This is a genomic window from Oceanobacillus zhaokaii (genome assembly GCF_003352005.1).
GTDB lineage: Bacteria > Bacillota > Bacilli > Bacillales > Amphibacillaceae > Oceanobacillus > Oceanobacillus zhaokaii.
Map to the genome: position 1 here is coordinate 2,588,891 of NZ_CP024848.1, position 17,089 is coordinate 2,605,979.

At 41.1% G+C, this 17,089-nt stretch carries 12 protein-coding genes, 3 rRNA genes, 1 riboswitch and 1 other annotated feature; of the genes, 3 read left to right on the plus strand and 12 right to left on the minus strand.

Going from position 1 to position 17,089, the window contains the following annotated elements:
- Positions 1–125: 125 nt before the first annotated feature.
- The 5 genes from rrf to CUC15_RS13175 all read right to left on the minus strand — a co-directional run bounded on the left by rrf (position 126) and on the right by CUC15_RS13175 (position 7,104).
- Positions 126–241: ribosomal RNA gene (gene rrf / locus CUC15_RS13155) — 5S ribosomal RNA — on the minus strand.
- A gap of 66 nt (positions 242–307) precedes the next feature.
- A 23S ribosomal RNA gene (locus tag CUC15_RS13160) occupies positions 308–3,225 on the minus strand.
- Between the two features lie 248 nt (positions 3,226–3,473).
- Positions 3,474–5,041, minus strand: a 16S ribosomal RNA gene (locus CUC15_RS13165).
- Together the 16S, 23S and 5S rRNA genes form the textbook arrangement of a ribosomal RNA operon.
- A gap of 523 nt (positions 5,042–5,564) precedes the next feature.
- Complete coding sequence (locus tag CUC15_RS13170; RefSeq protein WP_114917099.1) at positions 5,565–6,248, minus strand: plasmid pRiA4b ORF-3 family protein; 684 nt, start codon at positions 6,246–6,248, stop codon at positions 5,565–5,567.
- Positions 6,249–6,360: 112 nt separating this feature from the next.
- Positions 6,361–7,104: a sulfite exporter TauE/SafE family protein gene (locus CUC15_RS13175; RefSeq protein ID WP_114917100.1), complete on the minus strand. Its 744-nt coding sequence runs from the start codon at positions 7,102–7,104 to the stop codon at positions 6,361–6,363.
- A 163-nt stretch (positions 7,105–7,267) separates the two neighbouring features.
- On the opposite strand from CUC15_RS13175, the gene CUC15_RS13180 reads away from it, so the two are divergent.
- Positions 7,268–8,020, plus strand: coding sequence for a hypothetical protein (locus CUC15_RS13180; RefSeq protein ID WP_114917101.1), 753 nt, complete (start codon positions 7,268–7,270; stop codon positions 8,018–8,020).
- A gap of 65 nt (positions 8,021–8,085) precedes the next feature.
- Here the strand turns inward: CUC15_RS13180 and leuS are convergent, their stop codons facing one another.
- Positions 8,086–10,500: a leucine--tRNA ligase gene (gene leuS, locus CUC15_RS13185; RefSeq protein WP_114917102.1), complete on the minus strand. Its 2,415-nt coding sequence runs from the start codon at positions 10,498–10,500 to the stop codon at positions 8,086–8,088.
- Between the two features lie 173 nt (positions 10,501–10,673).
- Positions 10,674–10,896, minus strand: a binding site (T-box leader).
- A 125-nt stretch (positions 10,897–11,021) separates the two neighbouring features.
- Here leuS and mnmM point away from each other — a divergent pair.
- Positions 11,022–11,594, plus strand: a complete 573-nt coding sequence (gene mnmM / locus CUC15_RS13190) for a tRNA 5-(aminomethyl)-2-thiouridylate-methyltransferase MnmM (protein WP_114917103.1) — start codon at positions 11,022–11,024, stop codon at positions 11,592–11,594.
- A gap of 185 nt (positions 11,595–11,779) precedes the next feature.
- Here mnmM and CUC15_RS13195 read toward each other — a convergent pair whose 3' ends face one another.
- The 4 genes from CUC15_RS13195 to CUC15_RS13210 form a co-directional block, all read right to left on the minus strand.
- Entirely contained in the window at positions 11,780–12,121 is a 342-nt protein-coding gene (locus CUC15_RS13195; RefSeq protein ID WP_114917104.1) for a DnaJ family domain-containing protein, read from the minus strand.
- Positions 12,122–12,136: 15 nt separating this feature from the next.
- Positions 12,137–12,319, minus strand: coding sequence for a CPBP family glutamic-type intramembrane protease (locus CUC15_RS20855; protein WP_162800317.1), 183 nt, complete (start codon positions 12,317–12,319; stop codon positions 12,137–12,139).
- Complete coding sequence (locus CUC15_RS13205) at positions 12,247–12,912, minus strand: CPBP family intramembrane glutamic endopeptidase (RefSeq protein ID WP_114917106.1); 666 nt, start codon at positions 12,910–12,912, stop codon at positions 12,247–12,249. The genes CUC15_RS20855 and CUC15_RS13205 overlap by 73 nt, the downstream gene beginning before the upstream one ends.
- Before the next feature lie 203 nt (positions 12,913–13,115).
- Complete coding sequence (locus CUC15_RS13210; protein WP_114917107.1) at positions 13,116–14,183, minus strand: tetraprenyl-beta-curcumene synthase family protein; 1,068 nt, start codon at positions 14,181–14,183, stop codon at positions 13,116–13,118.
- Between the two features lie 124 nt (positions 14,184–14,307).
- Between CUC15_RS13210 and CUC15_RS13215 the strand changes: the two genes are divergently transcribed.
- Positions 14,308–14,829, plus strand: coding sequence for a gamma carbonic anhydrase (locus CUC15_RS13215; protein ID WP_114917108.1), 522 nt, complete (start codon positions 14,308–14,310; stop codon positions 14,827–14,829).
- A 44-nt stretch (positions 14,830–14,873) separates the two neighbouring features.
- Here the strand turns inward: CUC15_RS13215 and CUC15_RS13220 are convergent, their stop codons facing one another.
- Together CUC15_RS13220 and metK are read right to left on the minus strand one after the other, a co-directional pair.
- Complete coding sequence (locus tag CUC15_RS13220) at positions 14,874–15,359, minus strand: DinB family protein (protein WP_114917109.1); 486 nt, start codon at positions 15,357–15,359, stop codon at positions 14,874–14,876.
- Between the two features lie 199 nt (positions 15,360–15,558).
- Positions 15,559–16,758, minus strand: coding sequence for a methionine adenosyltransferase (gene metK, locus CUC15_RS13225; RefSeq protein ID WP_114917110.1), 1,200 nt, complete (start codon positions 16,756–16,758; stop codon positions 15,559–15,561).
- 210 nt (positions 16,759–16,968) lie between these two features.
- A riboswitch (SAM riboswitch) is annotated at positions 16,969–17,076 on the minus strand.
- Between the last annotated feature and the right edge of the window lie 13 nt (positions 17,077–17,089).

Below are 17,089 nucleotides of genomic sequence, written 5' to 3' on the forward strand. Positions count from 1 at the left end.
CGGATAGATTAATGTATATATACTGCATTGATCTATTCATTTTTATTATCGATATCTTTTTCTTAAGATTGAATATAAAAAAGCACTAAGGATATGATCATTCATAACCTTAGTGCTTTTACATAGCCTGGCGGCGTCCTACTCTTGCAGGGACAAAGTCCCAACTACCATCGGCGCTGAAGAGCTTAACTGCTGTGTTCGGGATGGGAACAGGTGTGACCTCTTCGCTATTGCTACCAGACAACTATATTTAGTTGTACCCTAAAAACTAAATAAGAGTAATGATCAACGACAATCAAATTAGAATTTAGTTAAGTCCTCGATCGATTAGTATCCGTAAGCTCCACGTGTCACCACGCTTCCACACCGAACCTATCAACCTCATCGTCTCTGAGGGATCTTACTCACTCGAAGTGATGGGAAGTCTCATCTTGAGGGGGGCTTCATGCTTAGATGCTTTCAGCACTTATCCTTTCCACACGTAGCTACCCAGCGATGCTCCTGGCGGAACAACTGGTACACCAGCGGTGTGTCCATCCCGGTCCTCTCGTACTAAGGACAGCTCCTCTCAAACTTCCAACGCCCACGACGGATAGGGACCGAACTGTCTCACGACGTTCTGAACCCAGCTCGCGTACCGCTTTAATGGGCGAACAGCCCAACCCTTGGGACCGACTACAGCCCCAGGATGCGATGAGCCGACATCGAGGTGCCAAACCTCCCCGTCGATGTGAACTCTTGGGGGAGATAAGCCTGTTATCCCCGGGGTAGCTTTTATCCGTTGAGCGATGGCCCTTCCATGCGGAACCACCGGATCACTAAGCCCGACTTTCGTCCCTGCTCGACTTGTAGGTCTCGCAGTCAAGCTCCCTTCTGCCTTTACACTCTACGAATGATTTCCAACCATTCTGAGGGAACCTTTGGGCGCCTCCGTTACTCTTTGGGAGGCGACCGCCCCAGTCAAACTGCCCGCCTGACACTGTCTCCGAACCGGATCACGGTCCTGGGTTAGAAGGTTCATACAACTAGGGTGGTATCCCACGGGCGCCTCCACGTAAGCTAGCGCTCACGCTTCAACGGCTCCCACCTATCCTGTACAAGCTGCACAAACATTCAATATCAGGCTACAGTAAAGCTCCACGGGGTCTTTCCGTCCTGTCGCGGGTAATGCGCATCTTCACGCATAGTATAATTTCACCGGGTCTCTCGTTGAGACAGTGCCCAAGTCGTTGCACCTTTCGTGCGGGTCGGAACTTACCCGACAAGGAATTTCGCTACCTTAGGACCGTTATAGTTACGGCCGCCGTTTACTGGGGCTTCGGTTCTATGCTTCGCACCGAAGTGCTAACATTTCCCCTTAACCTTCCAGCACCGGGCAGGTGTCAGCCCCTATACTTCGCCTTTCGGCTTCGCAGAGACCTGTGTTTTTGCTAAACAGTCGCTTGGGCCTATTCACTGCGGCTCCATGTTAATGAAGCACCCCTTCTCCCGAAGTTACGGGGTCATTTTGCCGAGTTCCTTAACGAGAGTTCTCCCGCTCACCTTAGGATTCTCTCCTCGCCTACCTGTGTCGGTTTGCGGTACGGGCACCTATGATCTAACTAGAGGCTTTTCTTGGCAGTGTGAAATCAGGAACTTCGGTACTAATTTCCCTCCCCATCACAGCTTGAAATTGTTGAACGGATTTGCCTATCCAACTTTCTCACTGCTTGGGCGCACACATCCATCGGTGCGCATTCCTTATCCTACTGCGTCCCCCCATCGCTCAAACAATCATGAGGTGGTACAGGAATATCAACCTGTTGTCCATCGCCTACGCCTTTCGGCCTCGGCTTAGGTCCCGACTAACCCTGAGAGGACGAGCCTTCCTCAGGAAACCTTAGGCATTCGGTGAAAGAGATTCTCACTCTTTTTTCGCTACTCATACCGGCATTCTCACTTCTAAGCGCTCCACCAGTCCTCACGGTCTGACTTCACAGCACTTAGAACGCTCTCCTACCATTGTTCGAAGAACAATCCGCAGCTTCGGTGATACGTTTAGCCCCGGTACATTTTCGGCGCAGAGTCACTCGACCAGTGAGCTATTACGCACTCTTTAAATGATGGCTGCTTCTGAGCCAACATCCTGGTTGTCTGGGCAACTCCACATCCTTTTCCACTTAACGTATACTTTGGGACCTTAGCTGGCGGTCTGGGCTGTTTCCCTTTCGACTATGAACCTTATCACCCATAGTCTGACTCCCAAGCTGAAGTAATTGGCATTCGGAGTTTGACTGAATTCGGTAACCCGGTGAGGGCCCCTAGTTCAATCAGTGCTCTACCTCCAATACTCAATGCTTGAGGCTAGCCCTAAAGCTATTTCGGAGAGAACCAGCTATCTCCGTGTTCGATTGGCATTTCACCCCTACCCACACCTCATCCCCGCATTTTTCAACATACGTGGGTTCGGGCCTCCAGTCAGTGTTACCTGACCTTCACCCTGGACATGGGTAGATCACACGGTTTCGGGTCTATGACCGCATACTATAAACGCCCTATTCAGACTCGCTTTCGCTGCGGCTCCGTGTCTTCCACTTAACCTTGCATACGATCGTAACTCGCCGGTCCATTCTACAAAAGGTACGCCGTCACCCATTAACGGGCTTCGACTACTTGTAGGCACACGGTTTCAGGTACTATTTCACTCCCCTTCCGGGGTGCTTTTCACCTTTCCCTCACGGTACTGGTTCACTATCGGTCACTAGGGAGTATTTAGCCTTGGGAGATGGTCCTCCCGGATTCCGACGGAATTTCTCGTGTTCCGCCGTACTCAGGATACACTCCGGAGAGAATTCCTTTTCGACTACAGGGCTGTTACCCGCTATGGCTGACCTTTCCAGATCGATTCGTCTAAAGAATTCTTTTGTAACTCCAAAGGAGTGTCCTACAACCCCAGAAAGCAAGCTTTCTGGTTTGGGCTAATTCCGTTTCGCTCGCCGCTACTCAGGAAATCGCATTTGCTTTCTCTTCCTCCGGGTACTGAGATGTTTCAGTTCCCCGGGTCTGCCTCCATTATCCTATGTATTCAGATAATGGTACTGTCCCATTACGAACAGCGGGTTTCCCCATTCGGAAATCCTCGGATCAAAGTTTACGTACAACTCCCCGAGGCATATCGGTGTTAGTCCCGTCCTTCATCGGCTCCTAGTGCCAAGGCATCCACCGTGCGCCCTTATTCACTTAACTAAGTTAGTAAATAAGCGTACTAATTTATTAGCCTTGCTTTAATTTTAAAAATTGATGTCGTTGTTACTCTTATTTAGTTTTCAAGGTACAAGCTTCCACAGGATGTGGTGACTTCTGTGTTCGTCACAGGACGTGACGGTTCTTAACAGAAGATCCTTATCCTTTGAGAGATTTGCTCTCTCAAAACTGAACCAAACAACACAGTATGTCCTTACTATCATAAAGATAGCGTTCCGAATATTCCTTAGAAAGGAGGTGATCCAGCCGCACCTTCCGATACGGCTACCTTGTTACGACTTCACCCCAATCATTGGTCCCACCTTCGGCGGCTGGCTCCATAAAAGGTTACCTCACCGACTTCGGGTGTTACCGACTCTCGTGGTGTGACGGGCGGTGTGTACAAGGCCCGGGAACGTATTCACCGCGGCATGCTGATCCGCGATTACTAGCGATTCCGGCTTCATGCAGGCGAGTTGCAGCCTACAATCCGAACTGAGAATGGTTTTATGGGATTTGCTTGACCTCGCGGTTTTGCAGCCCTTTGTTCCATCCATTGTAGCACGTGTGTAGCCCAGGTCATAAGGGGCATGATGATTTGACGTCATCCCCACCTTCCTCCGGTTTGTCACCGGCAGTCACCTTAGAGTGCCCAACTAAATGCTGGCAACTAAGATCAAGGGTTGCGCTCGTTGCGGGACTTAACCCAACATCTCACGACACGAGCTGACGACAACCATGCACCACCTGTCACTTTTGTCCCCGAAGGGAAATCCCTATCTCTAGGGAGGGCAAAAGGATGTCAAGACCTGGTAAGGTTCTTCGCGTTGCTTCGAATTAAACCACATGCTCCACCGCTTGTGCGGGCCCCCGTCAATTCTTTTGAGTTTCAGCCTTGCGGCCGTACTCCCCAGGCGGAGTGCTTAATGCGTTAACTTCAGCACTAAGGGGCGGAAACCCCCTAACACCTAGCACTCATCGTTTACGGCGTGGACTACCAGGGTATCTAATCCTGTTCGCTCCCCACGCTTTCGCTCCTCAGCGTCAGTTACAGACCAGAGAGTCGCCTTCGCCACTGGTGTTCCTCCACATCTCTACGCATTTCACCGCTACACGTGGAATTCCACTCTCCTCTTCTGTACTCAAGTCCTCCAGTTTCCAATGACCGTTCGTGGTTAAGCCACGAGATTTCACATCAGACTTAAAAGACCGCCTGCGAGCGCTTTACGCCCAATAATTCCGGACAACGCTTGCCACCTACGTATTACCGCGGCTGCTGGCACGTAGTTAGCCGTGGCTTTCTGGTTAGGTACCGTCAAGGTATGATCAGTTACTATCATACTTGTTCTTCCCTAACAACAGAGTTTTACGATCCGAAAACCTTCATCACTCACGCGGCGTTGCTCCGTCAGACTTTCGTCCATTGCGGAAGATTCCCTACTGCTGCCTCCCGTAGGAGTCTGGGCCGTGTCTCAGTCCCAGTGTGGCCGATCACCCTCTCAGGTCGGCTACGCATCGTCGCCTTGGTGAGCCATTACCCCACCAACTAGCTAATGCGCCGCGGGCCCATCTGTAAGTGACAGCTTGCGCCGCCTTTCACCTTCTCACCATGAGGTAAAAAGTGTTATCCGGTATTAGCTCACGTTTCCGCGAGTTATCCCGATCTTACAGGTAGGTTGCCCACGTGTTACTCACCCGTCCGCCGCTCATTCCACAAGTATCACCTCAGATGAGGGTCAACTTGCTTCCTGCGCTCGACTTGCATGTATTAGGCACGCCGCCAGCGTTCGTCCTGAGCCAAGATCAAACTCTCCAATAAAGTGTTTGAAATGAAATTGACACCAATCAATTCCATATAATGTCTTAGCTTTTAAGAAGTGTTACCTTCTTGTTTTGTTGAAAAGAAAACACGTTTCTCTTCATTGACATACTGGTTGTTTTGTTCAGTTTTCAAAGAGCAAATGTTCGGTTGCTTCAGAAGCAACTTTCATATCCTACCACTACTTGGGACGTTTTGTCAACAATAAATTATTTTGTAAATTTATCTTAACAATCCATTTCCTAAGTGGACTTAAATCATAACACTTTATTTAAAGCTTGTCAACAACAAGTAGCAACTTTTTAAAACAAAAAGTGATTCCTACTCTATCATTACTCATAATCCATAAATTTAGCATGTTCATACTTTCTGAAGTAGCCATTCATAATAGGCGATTTTGTTAAAAATGTAAATATAAGCCTGCTCTAATAACTAACTTGCTAAATAAAGTAAATAGGGATGCCTTATATCTCAAGGCACCCCTACATTCTATAGCAGAAAGCATTCCTTTCCTTAAAAAAATTCACCACTCATTCTTCTTATATTTAATCGCTTTTAACATGCGATTAATAAAAAGTTCATCATACTCCTCATATCTCACTTCTTCAGCCCAAGCTCGTATTTCTTCATAATCAGGGTGATTCTTATTATGATATATTTCAAGAAAATCTTCGTAACCTGATAGGCCACCGACATCTTCAGGTGGCGCAGTTTCTGCACCATCAATTAGAGTTGGATATCCATGTTTATAATCCTCAACAGTTTTTTCTAATTTAATAAGAAACGACCAATTATCTCCAAAATCGTACGTATAATCGATTTGTCCATATTTTTCAATATACTGATCAATTTTTATTCCTGTTGGCTTTCGAATAACTGTATTCATATTATTAATTTGTATCTCCACAAAAGATTCAAACTCAGGAGAAGTGTCTTTTCTCATTTTCTCTTCCAATCTCTTTCGATTCTTTTTAAAGAATTGATGTTCTTCATAAGCTTCTTCATTGTTAGTAACCTTTATATTATCTGCTGCTAAATCAAATTGAAAAAGGTGATAATAGTCATATGGATAACCGCTCCTGAAATTAGTCACTGTTTGAATAACATCATGTAATCTATTAAATGTCGCATCCGCAGGCATAATAACCCTTCTCCATATTAATGGATCTGAACCAATTAGTTCAATTTTTATTTGGAAGGCTTTCAAACTGTCACTCCTCTCGTATAATAACGAATGATAAATATTTCTCTACTCCGCAAACTTTACATTTTCCTAACTAGGTGTAAAAAGAAATCCTGCATTCATCTATTAAATTCCATTACAATAGTAAATTAATCCCACCTACCGCCGCAAGTATTAGTACAAGCCATTGAAAAACCTTCTGTGGGATAAGTGGTAATATTTTTATACCAATAAATGCACCGAGAATAATTGCAGGAACCATCCATAGATTAAATGTCAACGATTCCTGATTAATCAGACCCAAATGTAAATAGAAAGGAACTTTAATAACATTTACTGAAAGGAAGAACCAAGCACTGGTGCCTACAAATTCATTCTTCGACAGGCCTTTTACAAGCAGGTAAATAGCCATAACACCTCCGGCAGCATTTCCTACCATTGTCGTAAACCCGCCTAAAATCCCCATCAAGGAAATAAACCAAAGCGATGATGGTAAAAGCTGATTAAACCGCTCACCGAATTTTTGTCTAGTTATATGAAGTACTATCATAGCGAGTACAATTATTCCTATCATAGGTTTCAACTGCTCACTGTTTAAATGGGACAATACAAAGTACCCGCACAGGATCCCGATTAGAACCCAGGGAATTAGTGAAATAAGGTGTTTCCATACAACGCTTCTACGATAATATGTTACAGCGAATACGTCACCTACTAGCAGCATTGGCAGCAATATACCGACAGATTCCTTTGCAGGAAATACTAGCATGAGCACCGTAACAACTAAGATGATCATATTCGGTAAACCTGATTTTGAAAAACCGATAAAAACAGCACAAAGAATGACGATAAACCATTCCACTACGGATAGTTCGAACATAGATTGCTTCCCCATTTCGAGTTGTTTTTACATATCTTACCATATGTGCTAGGTGCCAATCGCTTAATAAGTATTGATAGGTGGATATTTTATTTTACATACGCGAATAGCAATCAGCCTTCTAACACAATCTAAAACGAAAAAAGAGATTGGAGCGTTGCTGATGAAAAATAAAGTAGCTTTTTGTATATTACTTTTTTCTTTACTCTTGCCACTAACGGTAATGGCAAGTGAGAAAAAGCAGGAACCTATTTTAATTGAAACATATGAATCAGATGTTACTGGCGATGGACAAAATGAAGTAATAAAGTTATATGGAATTTTATTTTCTCCTGATACGAAATATTATCGTGACATTTGGGCGGATATAACAGGACCCGAAGGAGAAAACTGGCGGGTAAATTACAGTGGTGGATACGATCCAACCATTCAATTTGTTGACTTAAACCATGATAAAATAAACGACATTTTTTATCAAAGTCCAACTGGAGGAAGTGGCGGTCTATATACAAGTTTTCTTCATACACTTGCTAATAAAGAGTTATTGAAAATTCCGCTTCCTGAGCAACCTTATGTAAAAGGGCAATTCGAGGAGAATTTTAAAGTCAGCATTGAATTAACGCCAAATGGAAAACCAATTGTTATGGATGTTAAAAGACGTGCAGCAGATTATATTCGATTAGGCATCTATAATAAAGAAGGAAAACTACTAACTCCCACCGAGCTTATGATAGATCCAATTGCTTTTTTTGAACCAATCAAAATCAGTGCTGCTAAGGGATATGGCTTAAAGAGCTATCAACAAATTAGTGGTGCATATCATGCTGATCAATTAGGAACAGTGGAAGGCCTCTGGTATTATGAGCAAGATAAATGGATTTTATTGCAAACGAATTGGAATCCAACAACAAAGTAATAAAAAAGGACCTCATCGATTGTGCGTGAGGTCCTTGATTATTTTATTATAGTCTCAAGCTAATATTAGTTAGCCACTACATTTACTAGTTTTCCAGGAACAACAATTACTTTACGAATCGTTTTACCTTCTAACCATTTTTGAAGTGATTCATCTGCAAGTGCTGCTTTTTCAAGCTCTTCTTTTGAAATATCTTTCGCCACACTAATCTTCGAACGAACTTTGCCCATCACCTGTAAAACAACTTCCACTTCATCTTCTACAAGCTTTGATTCATCGAATACTGGCCATTCCTCATAAGTAATGGTTTCAGTAAACCCTAGTTTTTCCCAAAGCTCTTCTGCAATATGTGGTGCTACAGGAGAAAGGAGCTTCACGATTCCTTCTACATGAGACTTAGAAATCTTATCTGCCTTATAACCTTCATTAATAAATACCATTAATTGGGAAATTCCAGTATTAAAATGAAGATGTTGATAGTCCTCGGTTACTTTTTTTACTGTTTCATGATAAACCTTGTCAAGTGTACTTTCCTCTTGCTCAACTATCTTATCTGAAAGTGTTCCATCTTCACTAATGAATAAACGCCATACACGATCAAGGAAACGTCTTGCACCATCAAGTCCATTTGTTGACCAAGCAACAGATGCATCAAGTGGTCCCATAAACATTTCATATAGTCTTAATGTGTCCGCACCATGGGAAGCAACGATATCATCAGGATTTACAACATTCCCCTTCGATTTACTCATCTTCTCATTACCTTCACCAAGAATCATCCCTTGATTAAATAGCTTTTGGAATGGTTCTTTCGTCGGTACTACACCAATATCGTATAAAAACTTATGCCAGAAACGTGCATATAGCAAATGGAGTACGGCATGCTCTGCTCCTCCAATATAAATATCAATTGGCAGCCATTTTTCTAATGCTTCAGGAGCTGCAAGCTGCTCCGAATTATCTGGATCAATATAACGCAAGAAATACCAGCAGCTTCCAGCCCATTGTGGCATCGTATTGGTTTCACGACGACCTTTCATGCCAGTCTTCGGATCGACAACATTTACCCACTCATTATTATTCGCAAGTGGTGATTCCCCTGTACCAGATGGTTTAATCTCCTCCATGACTGGAAGTTCTAATGGAAGCTCTTCCTCTGGTACGGTCGTCATTGTCCCATCTTCCCAGTGAATAATCGGAATTGGTTCACCCCAGTAGCGCTGCCTTGCAAATAACCAGTCACGAAGACGATACGTAATTTTCTTTTCGCCTTTTCCTTCTGCAACAAGCCATTCAATCATTTTTGAAATTGCTTCTTCTTTTCCAAGACCATCAAGGAAGCTAGAATTCACATGCTCTCCGTCACCAGTATAAGCTTCTTTTTCTACATCTCCACCTGCTACTACTTCAATGATCGGTAATGCAAATTTCTTCGCAAACTCATAATCTCGTTCATCATGTGCAGGAACTGCCATGATTGCTCCTGTACCATAAGACATTAGTACATAATCAGCAACCCAGATAGGCATTTTTTCATTATTGACCGGATTAATTGCATATGCACCAGTAAATACACCTGTTTTATCCTTTGCTAAATCGGTACGCTCTAAGTCCGATTTTGTTTCCACTTCATGAAGATATGCATCAACAGCTGCTTTTTGATCAGCAGTTGTAATCTTCTTAATAAATGGATGCTCCGGTGCTAATACCGCATAGGTTGCACCGAAAAGCGTATCCGGTCTAGTTGTAAAGACAGTGAATTCCGCGTCATGTGCCTCAATTTTAAATGTAACTTCCGCACCTTCCGAACGGCCAATCCAATTGCGCTGCATTTCCTTCAAGCTATCCGGCCAGTCTAGGTCCTCTAAATCCTCAAGTAAGCGATCAGCATATGCCGTAATTCTCAACATCCATTGCTTCATTGGCTTACGGATAACAGGATGTCCTCCACGTTCACTTTTACCATCAATTACTTCTTCATTTGCTAGTACTGTTCCAAGTGCAGGACACCAGTTAACCGCTACCTCATCAATATATGCAAGACCTTTTTCATAAAGCTTTGTAAATATCCATTGTGTCCACTTATAATAATTCGGATCAGTCGTATTCACTTCACGGTCCCAGTCATATGAGAAGCCGAGTTCTTGAATTTGCCGTTTAAATGTCGCAATATTATGTGCAGTAAATTCAGCAGGACTATTTCCCGTGTCGATTGCATATTGCTCTGCTGGCAAACCAAATGCGTCCCAGCCCATCGGATGAAGGACCTCATACCCTTGCATTCGCTTCATCCGCGAAAGAATATCTGTCGCTGTGTAGCCTTCTGGATGACCTACATGAAGCCCTACCCCTGATGGATATGGGAACATATCAAGTGCGTAAAACTTTTCTTTGTCTGAAAAAGTATCTGTTTTAAAGGTTTTATGGTCATTCCAATAATGTTGCCATTTCTTTTCTATTTCTTGGTGTTTAAAACTCATGATTATTTCCTCCTCATCGACTTTTACGAAAATCAGGCTATTCTGATGTTTTTTGAGCGGCAATTATAAATGCAGCCATTGGTATATGCTTCCTAAATTAAACGTTAGAAAACTAAGTAGACAAGTAATTTTTTTAGACTTTCTTGCCTATCAAAAAAAGCCACTCATCCCTAGAAAGGGACGAGAAGCTTTGTAATATACTCCCGCGGTACCACCCAAATTAACGTAATCTATACGCTCACTCGTATCCATAACGTGGATTGACGACAGAAACTACTGCACATTCATTTCTGCAACATAAAAGGTGAGTTCATAAATAGATCAAGGACAGCTTACACCAGCCACTGCCTCTCTAAGCTTGAATTATTTATTACTAATCCTTCTCAAAGTCGTTTCAATATTATATCGAAAGTATAAAGAATAGTACCATTTTTGTCAACTGTGCATAAGAATATACATCCCATTTTTAGTTGTGTTACACTAATCTAAATGAATGACAAACAAGGAGTTATATAACTATTATGCTTAAAGGTATTTTAAACTACGCTCACTATTTATTAGAAGAAGCAATAAAAAAAGATGAGACCGTCATTGATGCAACCTGTGGAAATGGCAATGACACGCTATTTTTAAGTAAGCTTGTTGGTGAACAAGGGAAGGTACTTGCTTTTGATATTCAAAAGGAGGCAATTGCCGCAACTAAACTAAGAATTATTGAACATGAACGCACCAATGTATCGCTTATACATGATAGCCATGGAAATATTAGCAAATACTTACGTGCAGATAAAGATGAAAAAATAAGTGGTGCCATCTTCAATCTCGGATACTTGCCTAAAAGTGATAAAAAAATTATTACGAAGCCTGATTCTACGATTACCGCCATTGATACAATCTTGAAGCATTTAAGAAGAGATGGACTCATCGTTATTGTCGTATATCATGGACATGAGGGCGGAAAAGAAGAAAAGGAAGCAATCTTAAAACATCTATTTCATTTGGATCAGAAGAAATATAGTGTCCTTCGCTACGGCTTTATCAATCAGAAAAATGACCCTCCGTTTATCCTAGCGATTCAGAAAAAAGCAGATTAATAAACACGCCTTGGCAGATAAGAAAGGCTAAATCTTCGTATTTAATAAGTGCTCTAATGCAATTAATTATAAAACTGTCTTAACGAAATTTAAAGAAGGGATGATCATTATTTGATCATCCCTTCTTTTTTGTAATCGTGAACCATTGCGGCTTACACTGATACTGTTAATATTCTAGTAAATCTCTACTCCCAAATTCCTCTAGCTTTCTCCACTTCATCGAGACGCACTAACATTTTTTGCATCGGCACTGGACAAAGTGCATTATATTCTTTCACCTTTTTATTAATTTTTTTGATATCATTTTCTGTTTCTGCTTCTAAGAGTAATGCTGATATCTCCTTTTGGAGTTTAAGCCATGGTGGAAGATAACCTGCATCCTTTGCTATCTTTTGGAAATTTTGAAGTACATCTCGCTGCACATACCCTTTTGGCAGTGGTTTTCCCGTTCCTTCTAAGTTGATATTATCCTTCTCCCCGGATGATTCCAAGATTTCCCCAATTAAATCATTATATTTTCTATCCATGAGCCTGCCCCCTTTTTATCCAGTCACACCTAATATTAGAAAAATAATTGGAAATATACTAAATGAAATGTTGACAAGAAAGTGACATATAATGAGTGGTAATAATCGCTTTTGCTTATAATAGATTATTCCACTACCAATTCCCCAAAGAAAAAACGCTGCAAAGTAAATAATTGCCCCCTCGAATGTAGCTGCCAAAAAACATGTTGAAGCGCAAAACCTAAAGAAGGTATTACTATTGCAATCCATACTTTCTTAAAATACTTAAAGAATATCGGTTGTGCGTAACCCCGATACATTATTTCTTCAATTGGTCCGTTTAGAAAGGGAAAAGCTAAGGAGACAATTGCAGCAAACCACATTAACCATACTGGTCGAGTAAATAAATAACTATCCTCATCTCCAGCAAAAACTGTTTGGAAGTGTTGCAGCATGTCTACTCCATACATAATAAACATCGTACACATAACTGCTAACGTAAATGGAACAAATAAGACAACTAACCACAGAAAGCCGTATAGAATATCTTTGATTAGAAATTCCTGCCTATAACCAATAAGCTCTTTTAACGTGCGTCCTTCTTTTTTCAGCAATCGATGAATCAGAATAAAACAAATAATATTTACTACTGTAAAGTATATAGTTGATAGTTCTGGTAGAAATGGAAAATGAAACTGTAATCCACTAAGTTCGAATATAACGAAAAGAAGTAGCAATGCAATTATTAATAATGGAAAGCGAATAAAGGATACAAGCCACGCGTCTTTTAGCATATCGGCACCTACTTTCATTTGATGCGATCCAAATGAGTATTACACTTATTGGTTCCCTAGGCTAAATTATCGTTTAATATTTAAAACATTATCTTTCAATATCCTATTCTATTCTGCGACCACAAATTCCTTTCAGAATGATTAAAAAACTAAGATTTTAACCATGTCTTTCGGTGACGGCCATAGTTACACTCTCTTAACTACTCCTAAAAAGGTAACAGTCATATTTTCGCTCGCTTATGATACATTTTTATATTCCAATGGAAAAAGGTTGCCATTGCACCACTCGCTTTTAAGAGTTCCTTTGTCATATGCTCACCATCATCTAGTTGTTTCACTTTCGAATCTCCTAAATATAATGCGACTAAACCTTGCTGCACCATCTCATGGAACTTTTTGTTAGGTAATAATTGAATATGCTGTGCAGTTTGCTCAATAAAATAATGAAAACGCAAATTCATTTGTTCTTTGCTCGAATAGAAGCTACAGAAATTCAAATCACCTTCTTGCTCGTCTTCTTGTTGATCAATAAAGTAATCGAGTAAAATATGTAATCCTTGCATATATGGAAAATACCCGTCATAGATTTTCCTTGCAAGCTCACCCGACATCCTGCCTCCCAGAGCATATGAAACAAGGCAGAAAATTCCTAGCGTCGATCCAGATGCTGCTGCAAATTCATACCAAGCTAATGTAGGAGTTTTCCACTTATTATCTTCATACCAAGCGGTTAACCGTGGAACTCTCTCTTCCACATGGACATGCTTATGTACTTGTAAATCCGCATACATCGTTTCAAGCTCCAACAAAATTGGCTTAATAATAGCATAATTAGGGGTTCCTGCTAATATTTCCTGGCAAGTTTGGACGAGATCCACCAAGTAGCCTCCGTCCTCTTGCTCTTTTCTTAATTCATAGTAGTTTTTTACCTTATTCGTTGGCGAAAGAGCATCCTCCATTGCTTGGTGCAATAAACGGAAGTCATCCGGATCCATTGATGTGCTTCGATCACAAAGATTGTCTAAATAATCGCTGATTGTTTGATAAGCAACAATAAAGCGAATCGCCTGTTTGCGATTCTCTGCTGCCAAAAGTGCATATACCGCACCACCCTGACAATGGAATCGTTTCGAATCAATACTTGCAAGTGCCTGTGTGCGTAATTCTAAATTAGGAATTTGCTTTGCCCGACTTTTCCAATAGTCTAACGCTTCACTAACTTCTGGGAATATATCACGATACACAGCACGAAGTAATGTCACTGCTGTTCTTGGTACATTTGTAGTCAAACTGCTTCCTCCGCTCTATCATTTCATTCATCCGATTAATAAAAGTTTGTTATACTCAATATTATAGCATCAAATTTTTGGTAATATACGGAACGAAATTTATCCATAGGGGAGGAAATCTTAAGTGATTGGGGAATATAAAGGAAGCAAGCCAAGCATTCATGAAACAGCTTTTATTGCAAAGGACGCTGTAGTTGTTGGCGACGTGACAATTGATGAACAATCAAGCATCTGGTTCCATACCGTTATTCGCGGAGATGTAGCTCCAACAAAGATTGGCAAAAGAGTTAGTATTCAAGACTTATCCATGCTGCATCAAAGTCCTGATAATCCATTAATCATCGAGGATGATGTAACGGTTGGTCATCAAGTGACATTACACTCCGCAATCATCCGGAAAAACGCACTAATCGGAATGGGATCAATTATTCTTGATGGAGCGGAAGTTGGCGAGAATGCATTTATTGGTGCAGGGAGTCTAGTCCCGCCAGGAAAAAAGATTCCGGCAAACACACTTGCCTTTGGCAGACCAGCAAAGGTTGTCCGTCAGCTGAACGACGCGGACTATGCGGAAATGGAAAGAATAAGAAATTCATACATGGAAAAAGGACAGTATTATAAAGAGAATACAAATTTAGGATTGTGATGAAATCGGCGAGTTTTGCCGATTTCATTTAATATGCATTTGAATTATTTTTTAGAATAAGAGGAAAGTCCCCTTCCGATAAGGTTTGCTGTAATGGGCTTTCTTCCTAACTCTCTTGCCCAAATTGATAGTTGTCCAATATGGTGAATTTCATGAGCAATGATATGTCTCATCACTTCGCCCCAAGTATCGGTTACAATGCTTCCATCTTGCAGAGTATCATAATATAATTGACTTTCCATACTAGCATCCCAGTTGTTCACAAAGTTTTCCACTTCCAAATGAAATTCTGCGTCCAATTTTCGAACCTTGTGCAGGCTATTAAAATTATCGAAACTCTCCTGACAGTCAGTTTTACCCTGTAAAAGACGTATCCAGCTCCATTCAACATCAACAATATGGAAGAGTGTATGTAATATATTACCCAGTCCACCCGTCCGGTTTTGCAAAAGCTCTTCTTCACTTAACTCTTCACACCAACGATACCAGTCTTGTCTTACCATCCAGTTATATCTAAAAAATATTTCCAAAAAAAACCCTCCGTAACAAATTAATAAATTAATCGTTAAAACATACTTTAAGAATATTAATAAGCCTTATTTAATATTACCTTTTCAATAAAAAGGGATGATTTCCTTTTTTTACTGCTTTGAACTATTTTTATTCTAGGATGCATTCTAAAACAAAAAAGCCGTCTAGCATATTACTGCCAAACGACTTGTAAAAGGATTATTTCACTAATAATGCCTTTAATTCATTCACTTTATCTGTTTTTTCCCAAGGGAACTCGATATCTGTTCTGCCAAAATGACCATATGCAGCCGTGTTTCGGAAGATTGGTTTTCTTAAATCAAGCATATTAATTATTCCAGCTGGACGAAGGTCAAATAATTGACGAACCGCTTCTACTAGAACATCCTCAGCAACAATGCCTGTGCCAAACGTATTGATTGCTATGGAAACTGGTTCAGCAACACCTATTGCATAAGCAAGTTGAACCTCACATGATTTAGCTAGACCTGCTGCAACAATATTTTTTGCAACATAACGAGCTGCATATGCTGCGGAACGGTCTACTTTTGTAGCATCCTTCCCACTAAATGCTCCACCACCATGGCGAGCATATCCACCATATGTGTCAACGATAATTTTACGACCTGTCAATCCTACATCACCTTGTGGTCCACCAATTACAAAGCGTCCTGTTGGGTTGATGAAATATTTCGTATTTTCATCAAGAAGAGATTCTGGAACAATTGGACGAATTACGTGCTCAATCATGTCTTTTTCAATTTGTTCTGTTGTAATATCCTGATGATGCTGTGTAGAAATTACTATTGTATCAACACGCACAGGAGTATCATTCTCATCATACTCGATTGTTACTTGTGTTTTTCCATCTGGACGAAGATAGTCCAATGTATTATCTTTACGTACATCTGTTAATCGTTTCGCAAGTCTATGCGCTAACGAAATTGGCAAGGGCATTAATTCTTCCGTTTCGTCACAAGCAAATCCAAACATTAAGCCTTGGTCTCCTGCACCAATCGAGTCAATTTCTGCTTCACTCATTTTTCCTTGACGTGCTTCAAGAGCTTTGTCTACACCACCAGCAATATCCGCTGATTGCTCATCAATCGCAGTCATTACTGCGCATGTTTCTGCATCAAAGCCAAATTTTGCTCTAGTGTAGCCAATTTCCTTCACTGTTTGGCGAACAATTGCTGGGATATCTACATACGTACTTGTGGAGATTTCCCCTGCAACTAATACTAATCCTGTTGTAACAGTGGTCTCACATGCAACACGTGCAAATGGATCCTTTTCTAAAATTGCATCTAAAATTGCGTCTGAAATTTGGTCAGACATTTTATCAGGATGTCCTTCTGTTACAGACTCTGATGTAAATAAACGACGATTTGCAGCCATTAGGCTTACTCCCCTTTATATGATGTTACGGATCTCTATTTACTAAGCTATGTTCAATATTTATTCAACGTACCTGAGTAAGTAAAAAATATTCCTTATCCCCGTTCGGAGAATTTCTTTTCTTCTTCCGTTAAGAAATAAAATATTTACTCTATAAAGTAAAAAAGCCCTTCCTATATATAAATGAGGAAAGGGTTACCGGGCCTTTCACTCTTATTGTTCAAGGAATTTTCCTTGCATCAGGTTAGCACCTTTTCACGCGATGTGATGGTTGCTGGGCTTCATTGGGTCTGTCCCTCCACCGACTCTGAATAAGAGATATCCGTTCATT